Source organism: Salinimonas chungwhensis DSM 16280 (assembly GCF_000378185.1).
Classification (GTDB): Bacteria; Pseudomonadota; Gammaproteobacteria; order Enterobacterales; family Alteromonadaceae; genus Alteromonas; species Alteromonas chungwhensis.
The window spans coordinates 72,219-87,619 of record NZ_KB899385.1; the positions used below are offsets into that span (position 1 = coordinate 72,219).

The 15,401-nt window shown below is 42.6% G+C and carries 17 protein-coding genes; 2 read left to right on the plus strand and 15 right to left on the minus strand.

Annotated features, from left to right (window positions below):
- Nucleotides 1-95 precede the first annotated feature (95 nt).
- The 4 genes from F458_RS0113955 to F458_RS0113970 all read right to left on the minus strand — a co-directional run bounded on the left by F458_RS0113955 (nt 96) and on the right by F458_RS0113970 (nt 3,143).
- Nucleotides 96-320, minus strand: a complete 225-nt coding sequence (locus F458_RS0113955; protein WP_018984044.1) for a hypothetical protein — start codon at nt 318-320, stop codon at nt 96-98.
- 13 nt (nt 321-333) lie between these two features.
- On the minus strand, nt 334-744 hold the full coding sequence (locus F458_RS0113960) for a PRTRC system protein E (protein ID WP_018984045.1): 411 nt from the start codon (nt 742-744) through the stop codon (nt 334-336).
- Between the two features lie 49 nt (nt 745-793).
- Nucleotides 794-2,497: a ParB/RepB/Spo0J family partition protein gene (locus F458_RS0113965; protein ID WP_018984046.1), complete on the minus strand. Its 1,704-nt coding sequence runs from the start codon at nt 2,495-2,497 to the stop codon at nt 794-796.
- Between the two features lie 421 nt (nt 2,498-2,918).
- Nucleotides 2,919-3,143: a hypothetical protein gene (locus tag F458_RS0113970; RefSeq protein WP_018984047.1), complete on the minus strand. Its 225-nt coding sequence runs from the start codon at nt 3,141-3,143 to the stop codon at nt 2,919-2,921.
- Between the two features lie 275 nt (nt 3,144-3,418).
- On the opposite strand from F458_RS0113970, the gene F458_RS19635 reads away from it, so the two are divergent.
- A complete protein-coding gene (locus F458_RS19635; RefSeq protein ID WP_018984048.1) occupies nt 3,419-5,086 on the plus strand; it encodes a tetratricopeptide repeat protein in 1,668 nt (555 codons plus the stop codon).
- A gap of 65 nt (nt 5,087-5,151) precedes the next feature.
- On the opposite strand, the gene F458_RS0113980 is transcribed toward F458_RS19635, so the two are convergent.
- The 11 genes from F458_RS0113980 to F458_RS0114040 all read right to left on the minus strand — a co-directional run bounded on the left by F458_RS0113980 (nt 5,152) and on the right by F458_RS0114040 (nt 11,979).
- The gene (locus F458_RS0113980; RefSeq protein ID WP_018984049.1) at nt 5,152-5,379 is read right to left on the minus strand and encodes a hypothetical protein; all 228 of its coding nucleotides are present in this window, start codon (nt 5,377-5,379) and stop codon (nt 5,152-5,154) included.
- Nucleotides 5,380-5,412: 33 nt separating this feature from the next.
- Nucleotides 5,413-5,856 (minus strand): hypothetical protein, encoded by a 444-nt coding sequence (locus tag F458_RS0113985; protein ID WP_018984050.1) that lies wholly within the window; start codon nt 5,854-5,856, stop codon nt 5,413-5,415.
- The gene (locus F458_RS0113990) at nt 5,853-6,191 is read right to left on the minus strand and encodes a hypothetical protein (RefSeq protein ID WP_018984051.1); all 339 of its coding nucleotides are present in this window, start codon (nt 6,189-6,191) and stop codon (nt 5,853-5,855) included. The genes F458_RS0113985 and F458_RS0113990 overlap by 4 nt, the downstream gene beginning before the upstream one ends.
- Before the next feature lie 234 nt (nt 6,192-6,425).
- Nucleotides 6,426-6,605 (minus strand): hypothetical protein, encoded by a 180-nt coding sequence (locus F458_RS0113995; protein ID WP_018984052.1) that lies wholly within the window; start codon nt 6,603-6,605, stop codon nt 6,426-6,428.
- Nucleotides 6,606-7,178: 573 nt separating this feature from the next.
- Nucleotides 7,179-8,123, minus strand: coding sequence for a hypothetical protein (locus F458_RS0114000; RefSeq protein ID WP_018984053.1), 945 nt, complete (start codon nt 8,121-8,123; stop codon nt 7,179-7,181).
- A gap of 283 nt (nt 8,124-8,406) precedes the next feature.
- The gene (locus F458_RS0114005; protein WP_018984054.1) at nt 8,407-8,739 is read right to left on the minus strand and encodes a hypothetical protein; all 333 of its coding nucleotides are present in this window, start codon (nt 8,737-8,739) and stop codon (nt 8,407-8,409) included.
- Nucleotides 8,740-8,753: 14 nt separating this feature from the next.
- On the minus strand, nt 8,754-8,942 hold the full coding sequence (locus tag F458_RS0114010; protein ID WP_018984055.1) for a hypothetical protein: 189 nt from the start codon (nt 8,940-8,942) through the stop codon (nt 8,754-8,756).
- 595 nt (nt 8,943-9,537) lie between these two features.
- A complete protein-coding gene (locus F458_RS19640) occupies nt 9,538-10,047 on the minus strand; it encodes a DUF5983 family protein (protein WP_018984057.1) in 510 nt (169 codons plus the stop codon).
- Nucleotides 10,048-10,446: 399 nt separating this feature from the next.
- Nucleotides 10,447-11,043 (minus strand): DUF922 domain-containing protein, encoded by a 597-nt coding sequence (locus F458_RS0114030; protein ID WP_018984059.1) that lies wholly within the window; start codon nt 11,041-11,043, stop codon nt 10,447-10,449.
- Between the two features lie 139 nt (nt 11,044-11,182).
- Complete coding sequence (locus F458_RS0114035; RefSeq protein ID WP_018984060.1) at nt 11,183-11,449, minus strand: hypothetical protein; 267 nt, start codon at nt 11,447-11,449, stop codon at nt 11,183-11,185.
- 77 nt (nt 11,450-11,526) lie between these two features.
- Nucleotides 11,527-11,979, minus strand: a complete 453-nt coding sequence (locus tag F458_RS0114040; protein WP_018984061.1) for a hypothetical protein — start codon at nt 11,977-11,979, stop codon at nt 11,527-11,529.
- Between the two features lie 1,570 nt (nt 11,980-13,549).
- Here F458_RS0114040 and F458_RS19645 point away from each other — a divergent pair.
- Entirely contained in the window at nt 13,550-15,310 is a 1,761-nt protein-coding gene (locus F458_RS19645; RefSeq protein ID WP_018984062.1) for a hypothetical protein, read from the plus strand.
- Nucleotides 15,311-15,401 lie beyond the last annotated feature (91 nt).

The window sequence follows — 15,401 nt, forward strand, 5'->3', positions numbered from 1 at the left end:
TCCGAATTATCTGATGCTCATGGAAAGCTGTGTTGTCACTTTCCAGCGCGGTTTGCCACGCTTGAATGGCGGTGGCTGGCCCGTTAGCATCAGATTTAGCCATTGCTGTTAGGTGGCAGTTTTGGCAGGTTGTAAACAATGCGATCGTCTTCAACGACACCATCGTCCTCATAAATCTTGCCGAATCGGAAAAACGAATAGTTTTTTCGAATGGCTTTGATGCTTTCTTCAAATGTTGCATTAGGGCACTCACAGTCAACTTCCAGAGAACCCAATTTGAAAACCCGTTGAAGCGGAGTGCTTTGAATAAATGCTGTCATGGTCTTTCCCTTTTTAATCTAAATCTAAATCTGCAATGGACGATGCGGCTGGCGTGTCGGTAGGCTGTGCGTCCTCTCCAAGAGCCTCAGTTACCGGATTGGTTGGCTCTTCTTGTTTGGCGTGGGTGCTTGCATTTGCCATGCTTTGCGTGGCCTGTGCGGTGTTGGCTTTTAAAGTGGTGTCCACGTAGCTTTCACAGAACGCATTTAAATGATTAGTAAACCCATCATCCAAATCAGCGGCACTGGCAGTTAATTTTAATGGCTGAGTCAAAGCTGCGCGTAATTTCGGATCGGCAGCATCACCAATATTGTTTTCAGTCATTACCACGACATTCAGCTTGCCGTTACCACCATCTTGAACGCAGAGTGATAATTGTTTCAGATTGGCTTTATGAATCAGTTGTGACAGTTCGGTAAACATTACTATTCCTTTTTTAAGTTTGGCGGGGCTACTCCCCCGCCTGTATTCGTTATTGAGTAACGTGGGTCAGATACCAGCTTGGTGCAAATTCAGAGTAATCGTGGTCAAGTTCCACCAGCGTTTTAATCAAATCCGCTTTCTTGCCTTTAGTGGCTTTGTTGAAAGCACCTTCCTCTTTGGCGTTCATAGTGGCGGGAACATTGGCATCTTTAGCCACTTCAATAATTTGCTGTGTGGTGAAGATTTTCAGATTGGCTTCGTTAGGCTCCCATGCCTTAACCGCGACACTTTTAGCGTGTTCTGGCTCAGACTTGAGTAGTTCGATCATCAGATTTGTTGCATTGGAGCCGCTCAACATATCCTTTTCAGTCATACCGTGACTGATAGCTGCAAGCATTTCCTCCTGCATGGTTTGCATAGAAAGATTTTTGTATGCGTATTGGACAACTGAACCAAATCCACCTGTTAGGCTTTTTTCTTTACCGCTATAGCCAGTTGAGTCCACCAGCGCAGCAAGCATAAAAGCGCTTTTAAGCAGGTTGTTTTTTTCAAAGTGGCTTGCACTTGCTTGGCGTAACAATGCTTTATGGTGTTCCTGGGCCATGTTGCCGATGGTGCCGGACTCAGACTTTTGGGCTGAGGATTTCGCTTGAGATTTTGCCATGCTCTTAGCTTTTGCAGGGTCGGTTTTTGCAACCTCCTGCACGTTAGCTGATGCCATAGCCGCGCTTTCTGCCTTTGATAAAGACTGCTGGCACTTGGCAAAGCATACTTTGTCGATACACTGGTTTTCGGTCAGTTCACCCTCTTTACCCGTTACGTCTGACATAACCACTATGCGTTTTTCACAGGGCGTACAACCGTCTTTATATTGCTGCTCCCCCACTACATCAGCATTAACCGTACTACGGTCTTTTTGGGCTGATTCAGACAGGTATAGCACCTTACCGAATCGTTCTTCTGCTTGTTTACGAATACCTGCAAGCCATTCAGCCGTTTTTTCCCGAAAGCAGGTGATTTTGGCGCACTTCGCTTCGGTGCTTACATCATCGAGCAAGCCCATCTGGTGAAAGGTGTTATGTGGACAACTATTACATTCACCCTTATCGAACTTAGCAATGCTTAATGGTGTTTGTTTTGCGCCGATTTGTAGCTTTAACTCTTTTGCAGACCAGCCTTGTGCTAATACCACATCAATAAGTTTATCCTGACCTTGATGCGAAAATGGCGCTATTGCCATTGCATGACCAACAGTGATTTTTTCTCGACTGAGCGCATCCAGTACCTTGTCGGTACACTTCATTAATTCAAGACGCTCATTAACCTTCTTTAGCGGCCAGTTAAGCGCATCTGACACTGACTGGCGGTCACCCCCGTACAGGCTATTAAATTCCTGTGCTGCACGACCTTCATCTACGATAGACAGGTCGCTGCGAATGGTGTTTTCCTGCAAATGGATTATGTAGGCTTCGCGATCATCCACCTGCTTTACCAGCACTGGCACTTCTGATAATTCAAGTTCCAGCGCCAAGTCACGGCGACCATAACCGCCAAGCAGTTCAAGGTGTCCTTTTTTGGTAGGATGGGGGCGCGTGATCAGGTTTTGTAAAACGCCGTGGCTACGGATGCTTTCTCGCATTTCGCTGCGAGACTTCTCTGGTCGGGAACTGCGCTTATTGCCCATGCTGAAATCCAGCAGCAAGCTTGGGTGAACTTTCTCAAGGGTTTTATCAGGTAGTGAAGCAAAATCCATGTTGGTACTCCGGTCTGTTCAAAGGATATGGGAGTAACGTGTCATGAATGCTCTAATCGGCAATTAACAAGGAACGGGCATAGTGGCGTACCTCTTAGTTGTTAACCAATCTGAATATCGTTTCATATCAGTCGTTCTCATCGCAATGCGCTGGTTTATGTTGCGCCGGGGCTCCAATACCACTGAAAAAAATCGTTACCTGGTTGGCGCGAGTGAATAAATATCTATTTTTCAGCGATACCGGCTCGGGGAAAACCTATCATTTATGCAAACATGCATAGTTTAAGCGCTTTTTATTCATCTTCGGGTGAGACTGAAGCCGCGCTCCGAGAAGCGATAGCGCAACGGGGCAAGGCGGAAGCAGGCATAAAAAAGGCCAGCGAATAGCTGGCCAAGGGAGAATGCCCATGGGGGCTAAAAATTAATTACTGGCAAATCTTGTTAAGTTCAGTCGAGCATTCCCGGCAGCGCTGAAATTACGGCTACCTTGCTTAAGAAGTTGATCAAAATGGGACTCAATCCACGCGTGACGCGCTTGTTCCGATGGGAATGGTATATCACGTGTTGCATCAGCGGCTGCGTCCATGACAAATCCCATGACGGTTTTAGAACCACGGGCATTTACTGTTGGAATATCTGTTCGCATGTTATCTCCTGTCCATAACTATTGGGTACAGGATTAACGTTGCATGACAGTGGTGATTGGCAATTTAAGAAGAACTTGAACAAGGAGCCATAGTTTGAATCCTTTTGGTGGGATTGCTGCGGCAGCTGATGTACTATTTCAATCAAACTCGCGAAAGTGCCTGTTTCTTAGGGAAATAAAACTGTGGGTACAAAAAAAAATTTTAATAGCACAAGGACGGTTGCTCTACTCATGGCTCTTTGTGTGCTCAACAAAATCATATTAGGACGTTCGATATGAAGCTCATAAAACCACTTTATCTATCCGCAATTATTTCTCTTTCTTCGATATCTAGCGTTCATGCAGGATTTGCTGAAGGTGAAGCTGCCTATAAAGATGACGATTATGTAACCGCTTTGAACGAATTTTCTATCTTAGCAGAGCAAGGACACGCAAAAGCTCAATATCGCCTTAGCCAGATGTACATCTTTGGGAAAGGTGTCGAAAAAGATAAAGCAAAAGGTTATGAACTACTTCTGAAAGCCGCAGAACAGGGCGATACGAACTCAATGCATGACGTAGCTCTTGGATACATGTGGGGTCTTTATGGGGAGAAGGATGAAAAGAAAGGCCTGAAGCTCTATCACGAAGCTGCTGAGAAAGGACATTCCAGCTCACAAAATACCTTGGGTTATTTCTACAAAAAAGGCCAATTCGTTGAAAAAAATTTAGAAAAAGCCTTTGAATGGTACTTTAAATCTGCTGAGCAAGGATATGCACTTTCATCTTATAAATTATACGAAATGTATTCCAAAGGAGAAGGCGTAGAGAAAGATAAAGAGCAAGCTACTCAGTGGTTACTGAAATCAGCTAATGATGGCCGAGCCAGTCGAAAATATAAGGTGGCAAAAGTTTTTGAGAAAGGCGAAGGCGTTGAGCAAGACTATGAGCTAGCTGAAAGACTTTACAAAACTGCTGCCGAACAAGGTCATAAGTCTTCAACTATAAGGCTCATTGAAATGTACTGGAGTGGCGAAGGCGTTAGTAAAAATCGCCAAGAAGCCGCCAGGTGGTACATTAAGCTCGCTGAGACAGGCGATGTTTTTTCTCAAAGTAAGCTTGGGCTTCTTTATACGATAGGTCTTGGAGTCGAAAAAGACGAGGAAGAGTCCGTGAAGTGGTACCGAAAAGCTGCTGAGCAGGGCGATAAAGGGTCTCAGTTTCAATTGGGCCAAAAATACCGGCTTGGACACGGCGTTGCTCAAGACTACAATCAGGCTGAAAAATGGTATCGCAAAGCAGCGGAACAGGGGGACACATTAGCCCAGTTTGAGCTAGCCAACTTGTACAAAGAAGGCCTTGGCGTTGAGAAAGATTATGAGCAAGCAAAGATTTGGTACGAAAAAGCTGCGCCAACACACCGCCTTGCAAAAAAAGAGCTTGATTACATAGACTGCCTACAATCTGATGGAACTACACTTTTTGGTATCGGGCTGAAATGTGCTAACAGACATATGATGCGTGAGCAAATCAAGAGCGCTGGTGGCGTAGTTATTCGTGAAAACGATGAGCATTGGGGAGATAGCTACTCATCAGAGAACTTGTTGAATGGATCAACAGAGCTATACGTTTCGTATTCCAGCTCAAACAAAAAAATCGCGTTAGCGCGGTATAAACTTCCATCTCGGATGGACACACAACAAGTAGTAAAAATTCGTAATATGATTGCTTCTAAGTATGGAGAGCCCTCTCGTTCATCGGGCAGACCATCAGTCGGAGAGGTGGTTTATATGTGGTATTTACCCGATGGGTTTAACTTAGCAGTAGCTCGAGGGTGGCCTGATACTACGACCTACATTGCTTATAAAGAACCTGAAATATTTGCTGCACAACAGGCAGAAATGAAGCGTCAAAAAGCGAAGCGGGAAGCAAACGAATATGCAGAGCAAGAGGCGAACTTCTAAGAAGTAACTAGCTTAGGCTGGTATACAAACAAAATTTTTAGGCCTGCCACCCTGGCAGGCTTTGTTTAGACCTCAGATGAACCTATCCATTGGTCGCCCAGATAAGCATCCCAACCAAATGGAGAATGCTTGTCGTAGTCCACCAGCTCAAGAGCATCGTGCGTCCAAATCCCGTCCGCTGGTGGCAATTCAGTTACTACCTCTCCTCCCAAGTCTTTTATGATCAGGTTTAAGGTTTCATAGCCCACCAGTAGGTCAGGCTCTTTTTCATTGATGGCTCGTGCGACAATCATTCTTTTCTCCGTATATGCTGCGGGTAGTTCGCCCTAAAACTTCACCCGAAGCTTTTTGATTTTGGTCATTACCGAGTTCATGTGGTACTGCATCTGGCTAAGAGAATTAGGCTCGGGGTTTTCGATGACGTAGGCATAAAGCCGCGCCCCCGTATCCAACTGGAACTCTTCAATAGCGGAACCCATTAACGCCACCATATTGGCGTACTTAGCCTGGGCCGACTCATAATCGAACTGGTTTTCTATCTGCTCACAGAGCCACCACAGCCACGATTTTAGGGTATCAACGCCTTGTGGCCGCGGAACTGGCATCAACCGAAAGCTGGCATCCATGAGCTGGCCTACTGTGATCCGCTCGTTGTCCATAAGGTCCACCAGCATCGCTAACTCTGCACTGCGTAAAGCACCAGCCTGAATCATGCGTGCATCAGGGTTTATGCTGGTGGATTTACTGTAAAAGCCGTGCTGTAAGTTCATGCTGCACTCCGCTTAATTGTCTGAGGAATAAATTTGCTTAGTCTGGCCACGCATTTTCCGTAGTCGCGGTTTCTGTCACCGATAATCTGCAAGTGCCAGGCTTTTTTCTTGCGGGCGTAGTTCTTATTAAAGTGCATTAGAAGAGTGTCAGCCCCGCCATTCTGGTAAAAGCCCGGTGATGTTTTCCACTTGGGACGCCTGTTACCCACACTGCCATAGTTGTCGTTGTACTGGATATAACACACGGGAACCGGGATACATAAGCCCCGCTCTACTGCCTGGGCGGCAGTTAGCGTTTCACCGTTAAAGTTAATCGGACTGAATTCTTTAAGCATCGTGTTTTCCTGTTTGTCGTTGATGTAGGTTCAACGTGTCAGTGAAAACCGAATATACAAATAGAAGGGAACCAAGCTTATGCATGTTTAATTTAGGTGTAGACCTATACGAACTCTCTGCCTTTGTCTTGCTGGTTGTTCTTAGCTGGTGAGGTCACCAATTAAGACCTTACTGACCACGACACATAAAGAAAGGCCACTAAATGGCCTTCCTTTCGTTTATCGCTTTTATTTTTAATCGTCTTTGCTGTCTTCTCCTTCTTTACCGAATGCAGATTTGATCAAGCTTGCCCAGTCCTTCCATTCAAAAATCACACAGAATAGTAATTCGCGACGCTTATTTACCACTGACTCAAGCTTTGAGTGAGTAGGATGCTCACACTTGATCTTTTCGAAAACAATTGTGATAGTCACTATTTCTCCTCTTTTTATTAGATTTTCGAATATATTCCTCGGCACAACGTGCAAGGAACTCAGTCATGGTACAACCATAAAATTTAGACCAACATTATTTGGGTATTTGTGCGAAATAACTTACAAGGCTTGTTTGAGCGCTCTAATGCTGTATCGATATGCTCAGTAGATAATGTCGGACATTGCCAGTTCAGACACGCATGCTGTTCTTACGTTTGGGCTGATGCGCTTAGTGACCCAGTTAGAAACGAACAGCGACGCACCTTGATAGCTTCCACCTTCAAAAATTAACATATCGATTTGCTCTGCATCCGTGGCTGATGACAATTCATATATGCTCAGACCTGAAAAGTCAGATAGCTCCTAAAGCCGATCTTTTGAAAGTAGCGGGATAATGTCGTACAGGGGTACTTCAGACTCGTCATACTGCGCTAGGAGATCAAAACCGGAAACATTCTCGCCATGTAATGCGTGACAGTTAAGATCACCTGGCGGGGGCGCAAAAGAAAAGGAATCTATAACTCACCGATAGGTTATAAGTGGCCCATCAGCCTTACTAATGGGCCAAAGTATTCACTCTCTAAGTAAATAGGAGAAAAGCTCAATATCTTCTGAGGCAGAAAGCCTGCTACGTGCATAATTGACCGGGTCATCTACAGCATATTGCGTATGCATCGAAACCCATCTATGAGTATTAATCCGCTGCGTGATAATGACTCTTCCGGTCGGGTAGAATCCGTTTAACCAATCCGAAAACCTTTCCCATTCTGACAGAACTTCTGGCGTGACTTTTACTTTGCTCCATGTATCCGCTTTGGCACCAATTTTCCATTTACGATTATCTTCCCTGAGTTTGTTAGAGCAGATTTCGGTAAACTTCACTCCTTCGTCCTGACTTTGGATAAATTTAACAAACCTCACATACACTGGATGCTTTGATATTAAGAATTTTACGCCATCTGGAACACCAGACAGGTTTACCGCAAACTCCACATTATCGTTTTTAGGAGTGCTTTGCTCCACTAAACGATTTAGTTCTCTAACACCGTCATAGGAAATAGGGTTGAAACTTTCGTCGTCCAAAAACATGTTAAAATTTGAGTTCGCTTTGACTGCTTCAGCTTCTTCGCGCGAGACGTTACCAAGAACGTGTTTGAGCTCACTCAACCTAACTGAAGCAGCCTCTCTGGCAGCCAAGGTTTTACAAATATTTGCTGCTGCTTCAGGTGTTAGGCCTGGAACGGACCCGGCAAAGGTTGTAGCAATAGAATCAGATAAACCTTTTCCATGAAACAGGCTTAGCGTTTCATTTTTATCACCTAACGCCCTAAATTTAGTAGATTCGACTAAATCGGGATATCCCTTATAGCCAAGTGCATTGGCAAGGTAATCATTGCGTTTGAAAGCGGATAATCTTTTACTACCGACTTCTTCTCCGATTAAGTCTGCTAAATCTTTAGCAATAGACTTTATTGTATCCAGCTGAGATGGATAGACCGGTACTGGTGATGTGATCATGTTAAACCTCTGAGTGTGGCTATCATTGCAGACTACGTGCCTCTCGCGTTAGCTCGCCAACTTCAAGTTCAACAAGTTAACCATTCCGTCTTGACCATGAGGCAGGTCTAGGTGACGAAAACCTAATGAGTAAAAGAATATCACTCCTGGTAACCCTCACAATATCTTTCCCGATATAATTGAGAAATAGTGAGTATTTCATAGGCCAGACATAAAGAAGCCGCAGGGATAGGTCCTTACGGCTGTGTTGAATTCCGCTGGCCATGGAGACTTGCTGGTAGCTTTATTTGTCCGTGGGCAGGTCAGTCACCATTTCACTATTAAATTCGTAGGGCGTTGATAACGCCGCCTGGCCTTCCCGGTTAAGCATGGATTCTCGAATCGAACTCTCAATTTCACGCTTAGCCATCCAGTCCACGGTCCAAGAATCTACCTGCATGCCCTTTGGTTCATCCACGACTGCAAATTCTCTAAAACCGGTATCTGTTGAGTCATTTAGAAATAGGAATTCTGCAAATCGGATACCGAAGTTCTGGTTTTGATTCGTAGATAAGGCATCAACTACTTCTGCCTTGTTTTGTGCATTTTTGATAACCCACTTTCTCTTATGGAACATCCCGTGACTCCCTGTTATTGCGTTTTTGAAAAAAACTGTGATTCTGTGACAGACTGAACGTCTTGTAGCTGCTTTTGCAGGTTGGCCAAACATTCGCTCTGTGCGCGCTTAAACTCTTCCGATTTACCACCGGGTTTCGACGGACTGGGAGAGAAATATCCATCGATGAGATTTTTAGCATTTCCAAGCCGATAACGGTCCATAGCTTCTCCTGAACTTATTAGATGTAGTAGTAACGTGACCTGATAACGTTGGTAGGCAAATCCGCGAGAACCTTTGCCAAATGCGGGAGTTAGAAAAGGCCTCCAGAGAGACCTTTTAGTTTTGTAGTTGATTAACGGGACCTGGTAATGGTGGTTCCAGACAGAGTTTCTAAAGCTTCTCTTTTGGCCCATTGTTCTGGTAACGAATGCCATATTTTACAATCTGATTCACCTTCAGATTGCCTTTTACTCCACTCCTTTAACTGACCAGATTTGTAATCTCTCAAATCCTTGATTGTGTATGTGTTTAATTTGCGCTCCCAATCACTAAGGTATGTGTTGAGCTTAGAAGTACACAGGTCGCTGGCAGACGCCATCGGAGTTAACACAGCCCAGGTGAGTAATATAGAAAGCTTCATTCGCATAAATGTTCCGTATTTGATTGTGCCGGGGAACCGCCCCCGGCTACTAGCACCTTAGCGAAGAAAAAAGGCTCCACTGAAATCGCAAGGCATCATTTGAGGGGGTGTAATTTAACAGGCCAAATTTCACACAAAAAAACCGCTCTACTGAGCGGCTGAAAGTATTGAGTAAGCTATACCTCAAATGTCTGAAGCTTTTGATACAGAGTTGCATCTGCGTCAAATTCAATCATTCGGTAACCAGCGCTCAGGCAAGCGCTTAAAATCGAATTTAGATTTAGTGACATAGACGCATGAGTGTTTGCATCAGGACTGTCATATAGCTTTACGAACCATCCAGTATCACGTTTTAGGACCATGTTACACTCGGGGTCAGATGCTAAGTCATCCAAGACAACAGTATCAGCACCACTCAGGTGATAATTACTGATCCCAATGGTCCTGTAGCTATCTTCAGAATATTTAAGTTCACTCAGTAGCAGAGAGTCCTCAATATTTTCACCATTAATCAGTTTCATTGCTTTTCGCTTCATCATTTGCAAATCGCCGTCCAGGGCTTGAAATTCTTGTCGAGAAATATTGATCAGTCGCGGTTGAGAGCTTCCATTTATACAGGGGGTGAGATTTATGCTCCCATCAGCACAATTTAGCCAACCAATTGAGCGAATATCACTTAATTTCATAGTCTCTACCCTATTTGCCTAATGTCTGTTGTGAGATTGCTGCTGCTGAACGCACATGGGCATGCTCATCATGTAAGAGATACTGCTTTGTACTATCGTCACACTGGTTATAAAGTGATTGCGCCACTGTGAAACGGCCAATTCTATCGAGTGAATTCACGTCTTGAAGGCATATAACATCTGATTTAGCGAGTTTAGAGATGAGTTTTTCTCTCAGCTTAGTGATACGAAACCTTGTCTTTGTGTTTGCTGCTCTGAAGCTGTTTGTTGAAAGCTCTCTTAAAGTAATCATTTCAAACCTTTTGTTTATGTTGAAAAAGGTAATGTGATTGGTCAGTGTTAAATTTCAAATCTGAGGGAAAGTGACGATAGCGACGATAACTTCGAAGTTGAACGGCGCTAACTACTGGTAGATTGCTTCTTATCAATAGCTTCATCAGTCACTATATGACCATGGATAACTACTTTCATAGCCTTTGAAAAGGCTACTCTGAAACCATTACATGGAGCTTCAAAACTGTTTGCTTCTTGCGTAATTTCCAAAAACGCTTGTTGGTGGTTGGCGTAATGAAGGTTTTCATGGCTCAAAAGGTTTTGTAAGCTTTTGGCCCAGACCGCTAATTCATCCTTTGTCAGTTTAGCATTAACTAGACGGGGCAGAGTGATCACAGTATGCGCCTTTAGCTCGACCTGGCTCGGCGTACAAATGCCATTTTTTTCAGCCGGTGCTTGTAGATGTTTCCACTTGTAAGAGGTTGATGTCAGCGCATCAGTGGTCATTTCGTGCTCTCTGGCCGTGCGAGATACAACACTTTTTATCGAATCTAATCCAGATACACCAGTTACTGAATAATATGCATATTCGAAGCTATGGGAGCCTTGTAACTGGGACTGTCCTGATACATTAAAGACAGTAAAATATATAGCGCATGCACATAAGAGCTTTTTTGATACGTTAAATGGAGAATGACTGCTGGTGGTTTTGAAGTTAATCATGTTGGTTACTGCGAAAATTTTTGATAAGCAAAGTGTGGCAGAGAAATAGCTTCCCACAACTTGCGTGGAACCCTACCCTACTGGCAACAGTTTCGCCAATTTAACATTGCAACTTTTACCCACCAGCAATCCAGGACGGTTATCTCAAAATAGTATTGAACCGGTCATTGTCAGAAACACAGAATGCAGCTATCAAATCTCTGCGCCCGCTAGAACCCAGTGACTGACCTGATTCTGTCCTAAAGCCTGGCTTCAAATAATCTTGAATCTCATTGAATTGCACATTCAAAATATTCGCATAGTAACCAAAGGGCCTGTCCACTACTTGTTGAGCACGGTTAATTCCCCCTTTAACATCGACTCTAAACTCTTCATCAAACATCTCAAGATCATCTTGTTGGCTCATCTCGTCTCCTTAAATTTTTTAAATCATTACTAAGTAGATTCGCTTTAGGGGCATTTGTTGTGATTGCTATTACTGGATCAGACATCTGTTAGTAGACTGAATTGTTCCCACATTAGAACGAAGCCCTCTTCAGCATATGTATTGAGCTCTTTCGTTATAAAGTCTGCTTCTGCCTGGAAAGCACCAGCGTGAGAATTCCCTAGAAGAATGTCTAAGTGGCTTTTGCCATCAACAATTCGTAAGCAAGCATCAGTCTTTCCAGGATGAACATAGTGGCTATGTAGTCCAGCCAATTTAACCTCAGGCTCTTTTTCACCGAAAAAGTACGACATTGAAAAAAGGTCGTCCCGGCCCTTGGCTACCAATCTACATAAACCATCTGCACCGAGATTTTCAAAGTATGTTTTATTGAAGAATCTTCGTGCCTCGGTACCTGTTTTAAATACATTTGGAAATGTAAGGGTGATACCGAACACAACCGACCTATTGTCATCGCATGTCAGCGCTAAGCCAACGTCTAGTGCACTCATTTTAATCCTTGAGTTTTTTTTCGTAGGGTGAATTTCACAGCTGGTGGTTTTTTTGCAAATTTGGAGGAATCTGAGCGTTATTGATCGTCCGACTCTAATGCATTGTAGAAAGAACAACTTAGGCTCAAGAACAAATGAGCCATGCATAGACTTGAGCCATCCGTCAATAAAAAACCCGGCGAGTTATAAACAGAGATACTGTGGACTGCACAAACACCAAGAATTTTGATTTTCAAAACTCAACGCTCTAAGTGTCGTATCGCGCGACCTCAATTTTCTACTTCAAAACGCAGTATACTTGCAAATCAAGTAAGTCAGACCATTGCATAAAGCACCTAAAATCAGAAACTTATGAATTTTGATTTTCAAAACTCAGCTTTCTAAGTGTCGGTGTCCGCGACTTTTTTTTATGAATAATTTTCAAACTAATTTAAGAAACTGGCTACTTCAACCTTCAGAACCAACTATACGTGCAGTTTAGAAGTACATTGGATACACCTTGCACAAACTGCAAGTAATTGATATTAAATTATTTTTTTGTTTTTTAAAGTTTGATTTTCAAAACTCAGCGTTCTAAGTGTCGGTGTCCGCGACTTTTCCTAATGAGTGTGAGCATAAGGTAAATTTTAGTTATTTATTTTAATACACTTAAGAGATTAATAATCGCACTCCCAAGTGACGGACACTAACCGCGGTGTCACGTTGCTTGTTACAATACGAAGCGCAGTCATATTGTTTGAATAGAATTTCAGGAGTCGTCACAAGAAAATTTGTCTTTGAAATACATAAAGATAGCTTAATTTATTAGTTTGTCTCGTCTTAAGAATAGTGAAATTCAGGTATTGGCCACTAAACAAGTTCGCTTTGAACTACAGTTAAGAAATTGAGTACCAGACTTCATCATTTGCAAACTTCCTAATACAAAAACTTAGCTAGCGCTGGATCCACAGAACTGTTGTTTAAAGCGATTAAAGGCACCGTAAGTGTCGTTCAAAGCGATGCCGAATATTTTTACCTTATCGTATCCTTTATTAGCTAATGAGATAAATGAGGGACAAAATTGGTGTAGAAATAATCGCGCGAAGCGACACTTAGAGTCGCGCCGAACGACAGTTAGCGCTTTTAAGGTCTATTTTGAACTTGAAATTCACTATCGATCGCGTTGAACAACAGATATGGAATAAGTCGTGTATAAGCTTTGCATAAACTATAGATAAGGTGTTGATAAAGTTGAATTTATCGCGTTTAACAACACTTAAGTTCGCGTTGAACAACAGTTATAATCGCTTTTAAATACACTTAACATCGCTTTAAACGACACTTATTGATTGCAATATCGCTTTGACCGACAGTTAGCAACACCATTTTACATAAAAAACAATAACATACACGAATGTAAAGGATCTTTAAAATTATTAAAGAAAGAAAATAAAGAGAAAGTTATTATAAAAGAAAGGATCAAATACAGCTTTAAATAGATCGGATCTTAAGTTGATCTTCTGATTTAAATGGATCAGTATTGGGTTGTTGAACTTCAAATTGAACTAAAACATTTGTAAAGAGACCCTCTATGTCTAACACAGCCGGCCCGGTCATATATATCAAGAATGATCTGATTAATGAAAAATACCTTGCCGTTGTGGACTCCATGGTTGAGAAGCGTCTTGTTAAACCTTCCTTCAAACTGCTAATCGAAGGCCTTTCCACCGCATTACTTTATGCGGTTCACGTCGATGATACCGGTAGTTTCGTTAAGTTCTTTGATGCTTGCGATGCTATCGAGGGCAAAATTGACCCCGATTACAAAACCGAGCGCCCAATCCAACTTGGTAAGATTACACGTTACAACAGAGTTAAAGAACTCGAGAAAAAGGGTTTTTTGCAGCCATTTATCCGACAGGAATACATACGAGAATTGTTCCCTGGGCGGGGAGCAAGCAGGCTAAAGGCATATACACTTCTAGTGCCTTCTATAATGCAGCTCAAACCAGCCCAAGTTGAAAAAAGTGATTTTTCTCAGCGTACTAGCGAATACAAAGCTGCTAGAAAGGTTGAAAGTGAAAATGCAGCGCAGATGGAGTTTGGATTTGTAAGCAAACCTGTTGAAAAGCTAGGCTCATTACAAATTTTAGCAACTTATTTTAGTGAGTTTGTTCGACCAGACCACACTTTTTCAACGAAAAAAATTAATGGAACCAAATTACTTAGGAATCCTGAATCTGGAGAAGCCGGTAAGCTTTACGTGGAAACCGTTTCTTCGACTGATACCGAAATCATGGTTGCTGATGATATGGTGCTTCTCAACTATTTCTACAGTTCCATTCAAGAGCGTTTGAACGAAATTAAAAATTCTATAAAAGCTCCCTTCGAAAACCTCTTCAGATTCGATAAGCGAGAAATACTACTGGATTTCAGGCAGTCCGACAGTGGCGGGAACAGAGATGTTTTGGATCGTCAGATAAAGCGGTTAACCAACACAAAGTTTAATCTTGAGGCAAGTAAGGAAGCTTTGTGGCTGATTAAGAATCTGGGGATAATTGATAGTAAAGGTGTCCCCTACTCAAAAGCCCCTGTTCAGTTACTCCACGAACGCGGAGAACAGATTGAAGCAAAAAAAGAAGACCAGGATGAGATGGTAGCTATGAGAAAGTCTCGTAGATACGTAGATGTTTCACTTCCCTCCTTCATTGAAAATCTGATAAATGAGGCTATTCGAGAGTTGGAACAACGCCGGTTGGTCACTGAAAAGTATGACACAGTCCCTTTCCTGACAATGTACGACAGAGATAAAAGACTTTTAGAAAACGAAGATAAGGGTTTAGTCTGGATTCTCAATGACTATTTATCGAGTATGCTTGCGCGTCCAGGTTTTAAGCATGGCCCTATTGATCTAATTGTTTTCACTACTCGCTTCAATCGAACTATCCAGAGTAAAGACGATGAGCAAAGAATTTCGCAACTGATGCTGAGAGTATTCAGTAACACTAATCTTTTACTGTATGTGGATGGTTGGCAACAGAACGCTAGAAAGAACATTCGTTTCAAATCAATGTACTCTCTACTGGATAATAAGTTTTTGGTTTATATACATAATACGACGCCAAATTATTCTTCAAAAGCTCGCTTGAGTCGTATTTCCTACAGTATAACGATTGTAAGGTTGGACCAATCAGAAGCTCATGAGTGCTCTGAGAGAAACGCTTTGATAAGAAAAAATCGTGAGTATGCAGAAGACGAATTATTTCCTTCCTATGGAAAAAGTATCATAGAACGAGCTGACGCCAAGGCGAGTAAGTTTAAACGCTCTAAGATAGAGCTAGATTCGGACTAAAGTTTTTGTCGCGGGTGACGACACTTATTTTCAAATATTTTGAACTTCAAAATCTAAAGAATCAAAATTCTTCTTTAAGGTATTGAAATAT

Excerpts from the sequence above, each read along its gene's own strand:
- F458_RS0113955 (WP_018984044.1), bottom strand. The coding sequence starts at position 320 with ATGACAGCATTTATTCAAAGCACTCCGCTTCAACGGGTTTTCAAATTG.
- F458_RS0114030 (WP_018984059.1), bottom strand. The coding sequence starts at position 11,043 with ATGATTAACTTCAAAACCACCAGCAGTCATTCTCCATTTAACGTATCA.
- F458_RS0114005 (WP_018984054.1), bottom strand. The coding sequence starts at position 8,739 with ATGTTCCATAAGAGAAAGTGGGTTATCAAAAATGCACAAAACAAGGCA.
- F458_RS0113990 (WP_018984051.1), bottom strand. The coding sequence starts at position 6,191 with ATGCTTAAAGAATTCAGTCCGATTAACTTTAACGGTGAAACGCTAACT.
- F458_RS0114010 (WP_018984055.1), bottom strand. The coding sequence starts at position 8,942 with ATGGACCGTTATCGGCTTGGAAATGCTAAAAATCTCATCGATGGATAT.
- F458_RS19640 (WP_018984057.1), bottom strand. The coding sequence starts at position 10,047 with ATGAAATTAAGTGATATTCGCTCAATTGGTTGGCTAAATTGTGCTGAT.
- F458_RS19635 (WP_018984048.1), top strand. The coding sequence starts at position 3,419 with ATGAAGCTCATAAAACCACTTTATCTATCCGCAATTATTTCTCTTTCT.
- F458_RS0113960 (WP_018984045.1), bottom strand. The coding sequence starts at position 744 with ATGTTTACCGAACTGTCACAACTGATTCATAAAGCCAATCTGAAACAA.
- F458_RS0114035 (WP_018984060.1), bottom strand. The coding sequence starts at position 11,449 with ATGAGCCAACAAGATGATCTTGAGATGTTTGATGAAGAGTTTAGAGTC.
- F458_RS0114000 (WP_018984053.1), bottom strand. The coding sequence starts at position 8,123 with ATGATCACATCACCAGTACCGGTCTATCCATCTCAGCTGGATACAATA.
- F458_RS0113980 (WP_018984049.1), bottom strand. The coding sequence starts at position 5,379 with ATGATTGTCGCACGAGCCATCAATGAAAAAGAGCCTGACCTACTGGTG.
- F458_RS19645 (WP_018984062.1), top strand. The coding sequence starts at position 13,550 with ATGTCTAACACAGCCGGCCCGGTCATATATATCAAGAATGATCTGATT.
- F458_RS0113985 (WP_018984050.1), bottom strand. The coding sequence starts at position 5,856 with ATGAACTTACAGCACGGCTTTTACAGTAAATCCACCAGCATAAACCCT.
- F458_RS0113970 (WP_018984047.1), bottom strand. The coding sequence starts at position 3,143 with ATGCGAACAGATATTCCAACAGTAAATGCCCGTGGTTCTAAAACCGTC.
- F458_RS0114040 (WP_018984061.1), bottom strand. The coding sequence starts at position 11,979 with ATGAGTGCACTAGACGTTGGCTTAGCGCTGACATGCGATGACAATAGG.
- F458_RS0113965 (WP_018984046.1), bottom strand. The coding sequence starts at position 2,497 with ATGGATTTTGCTTCACTACCTGATAAAACCCTTGAGAAAGTTCACCCA.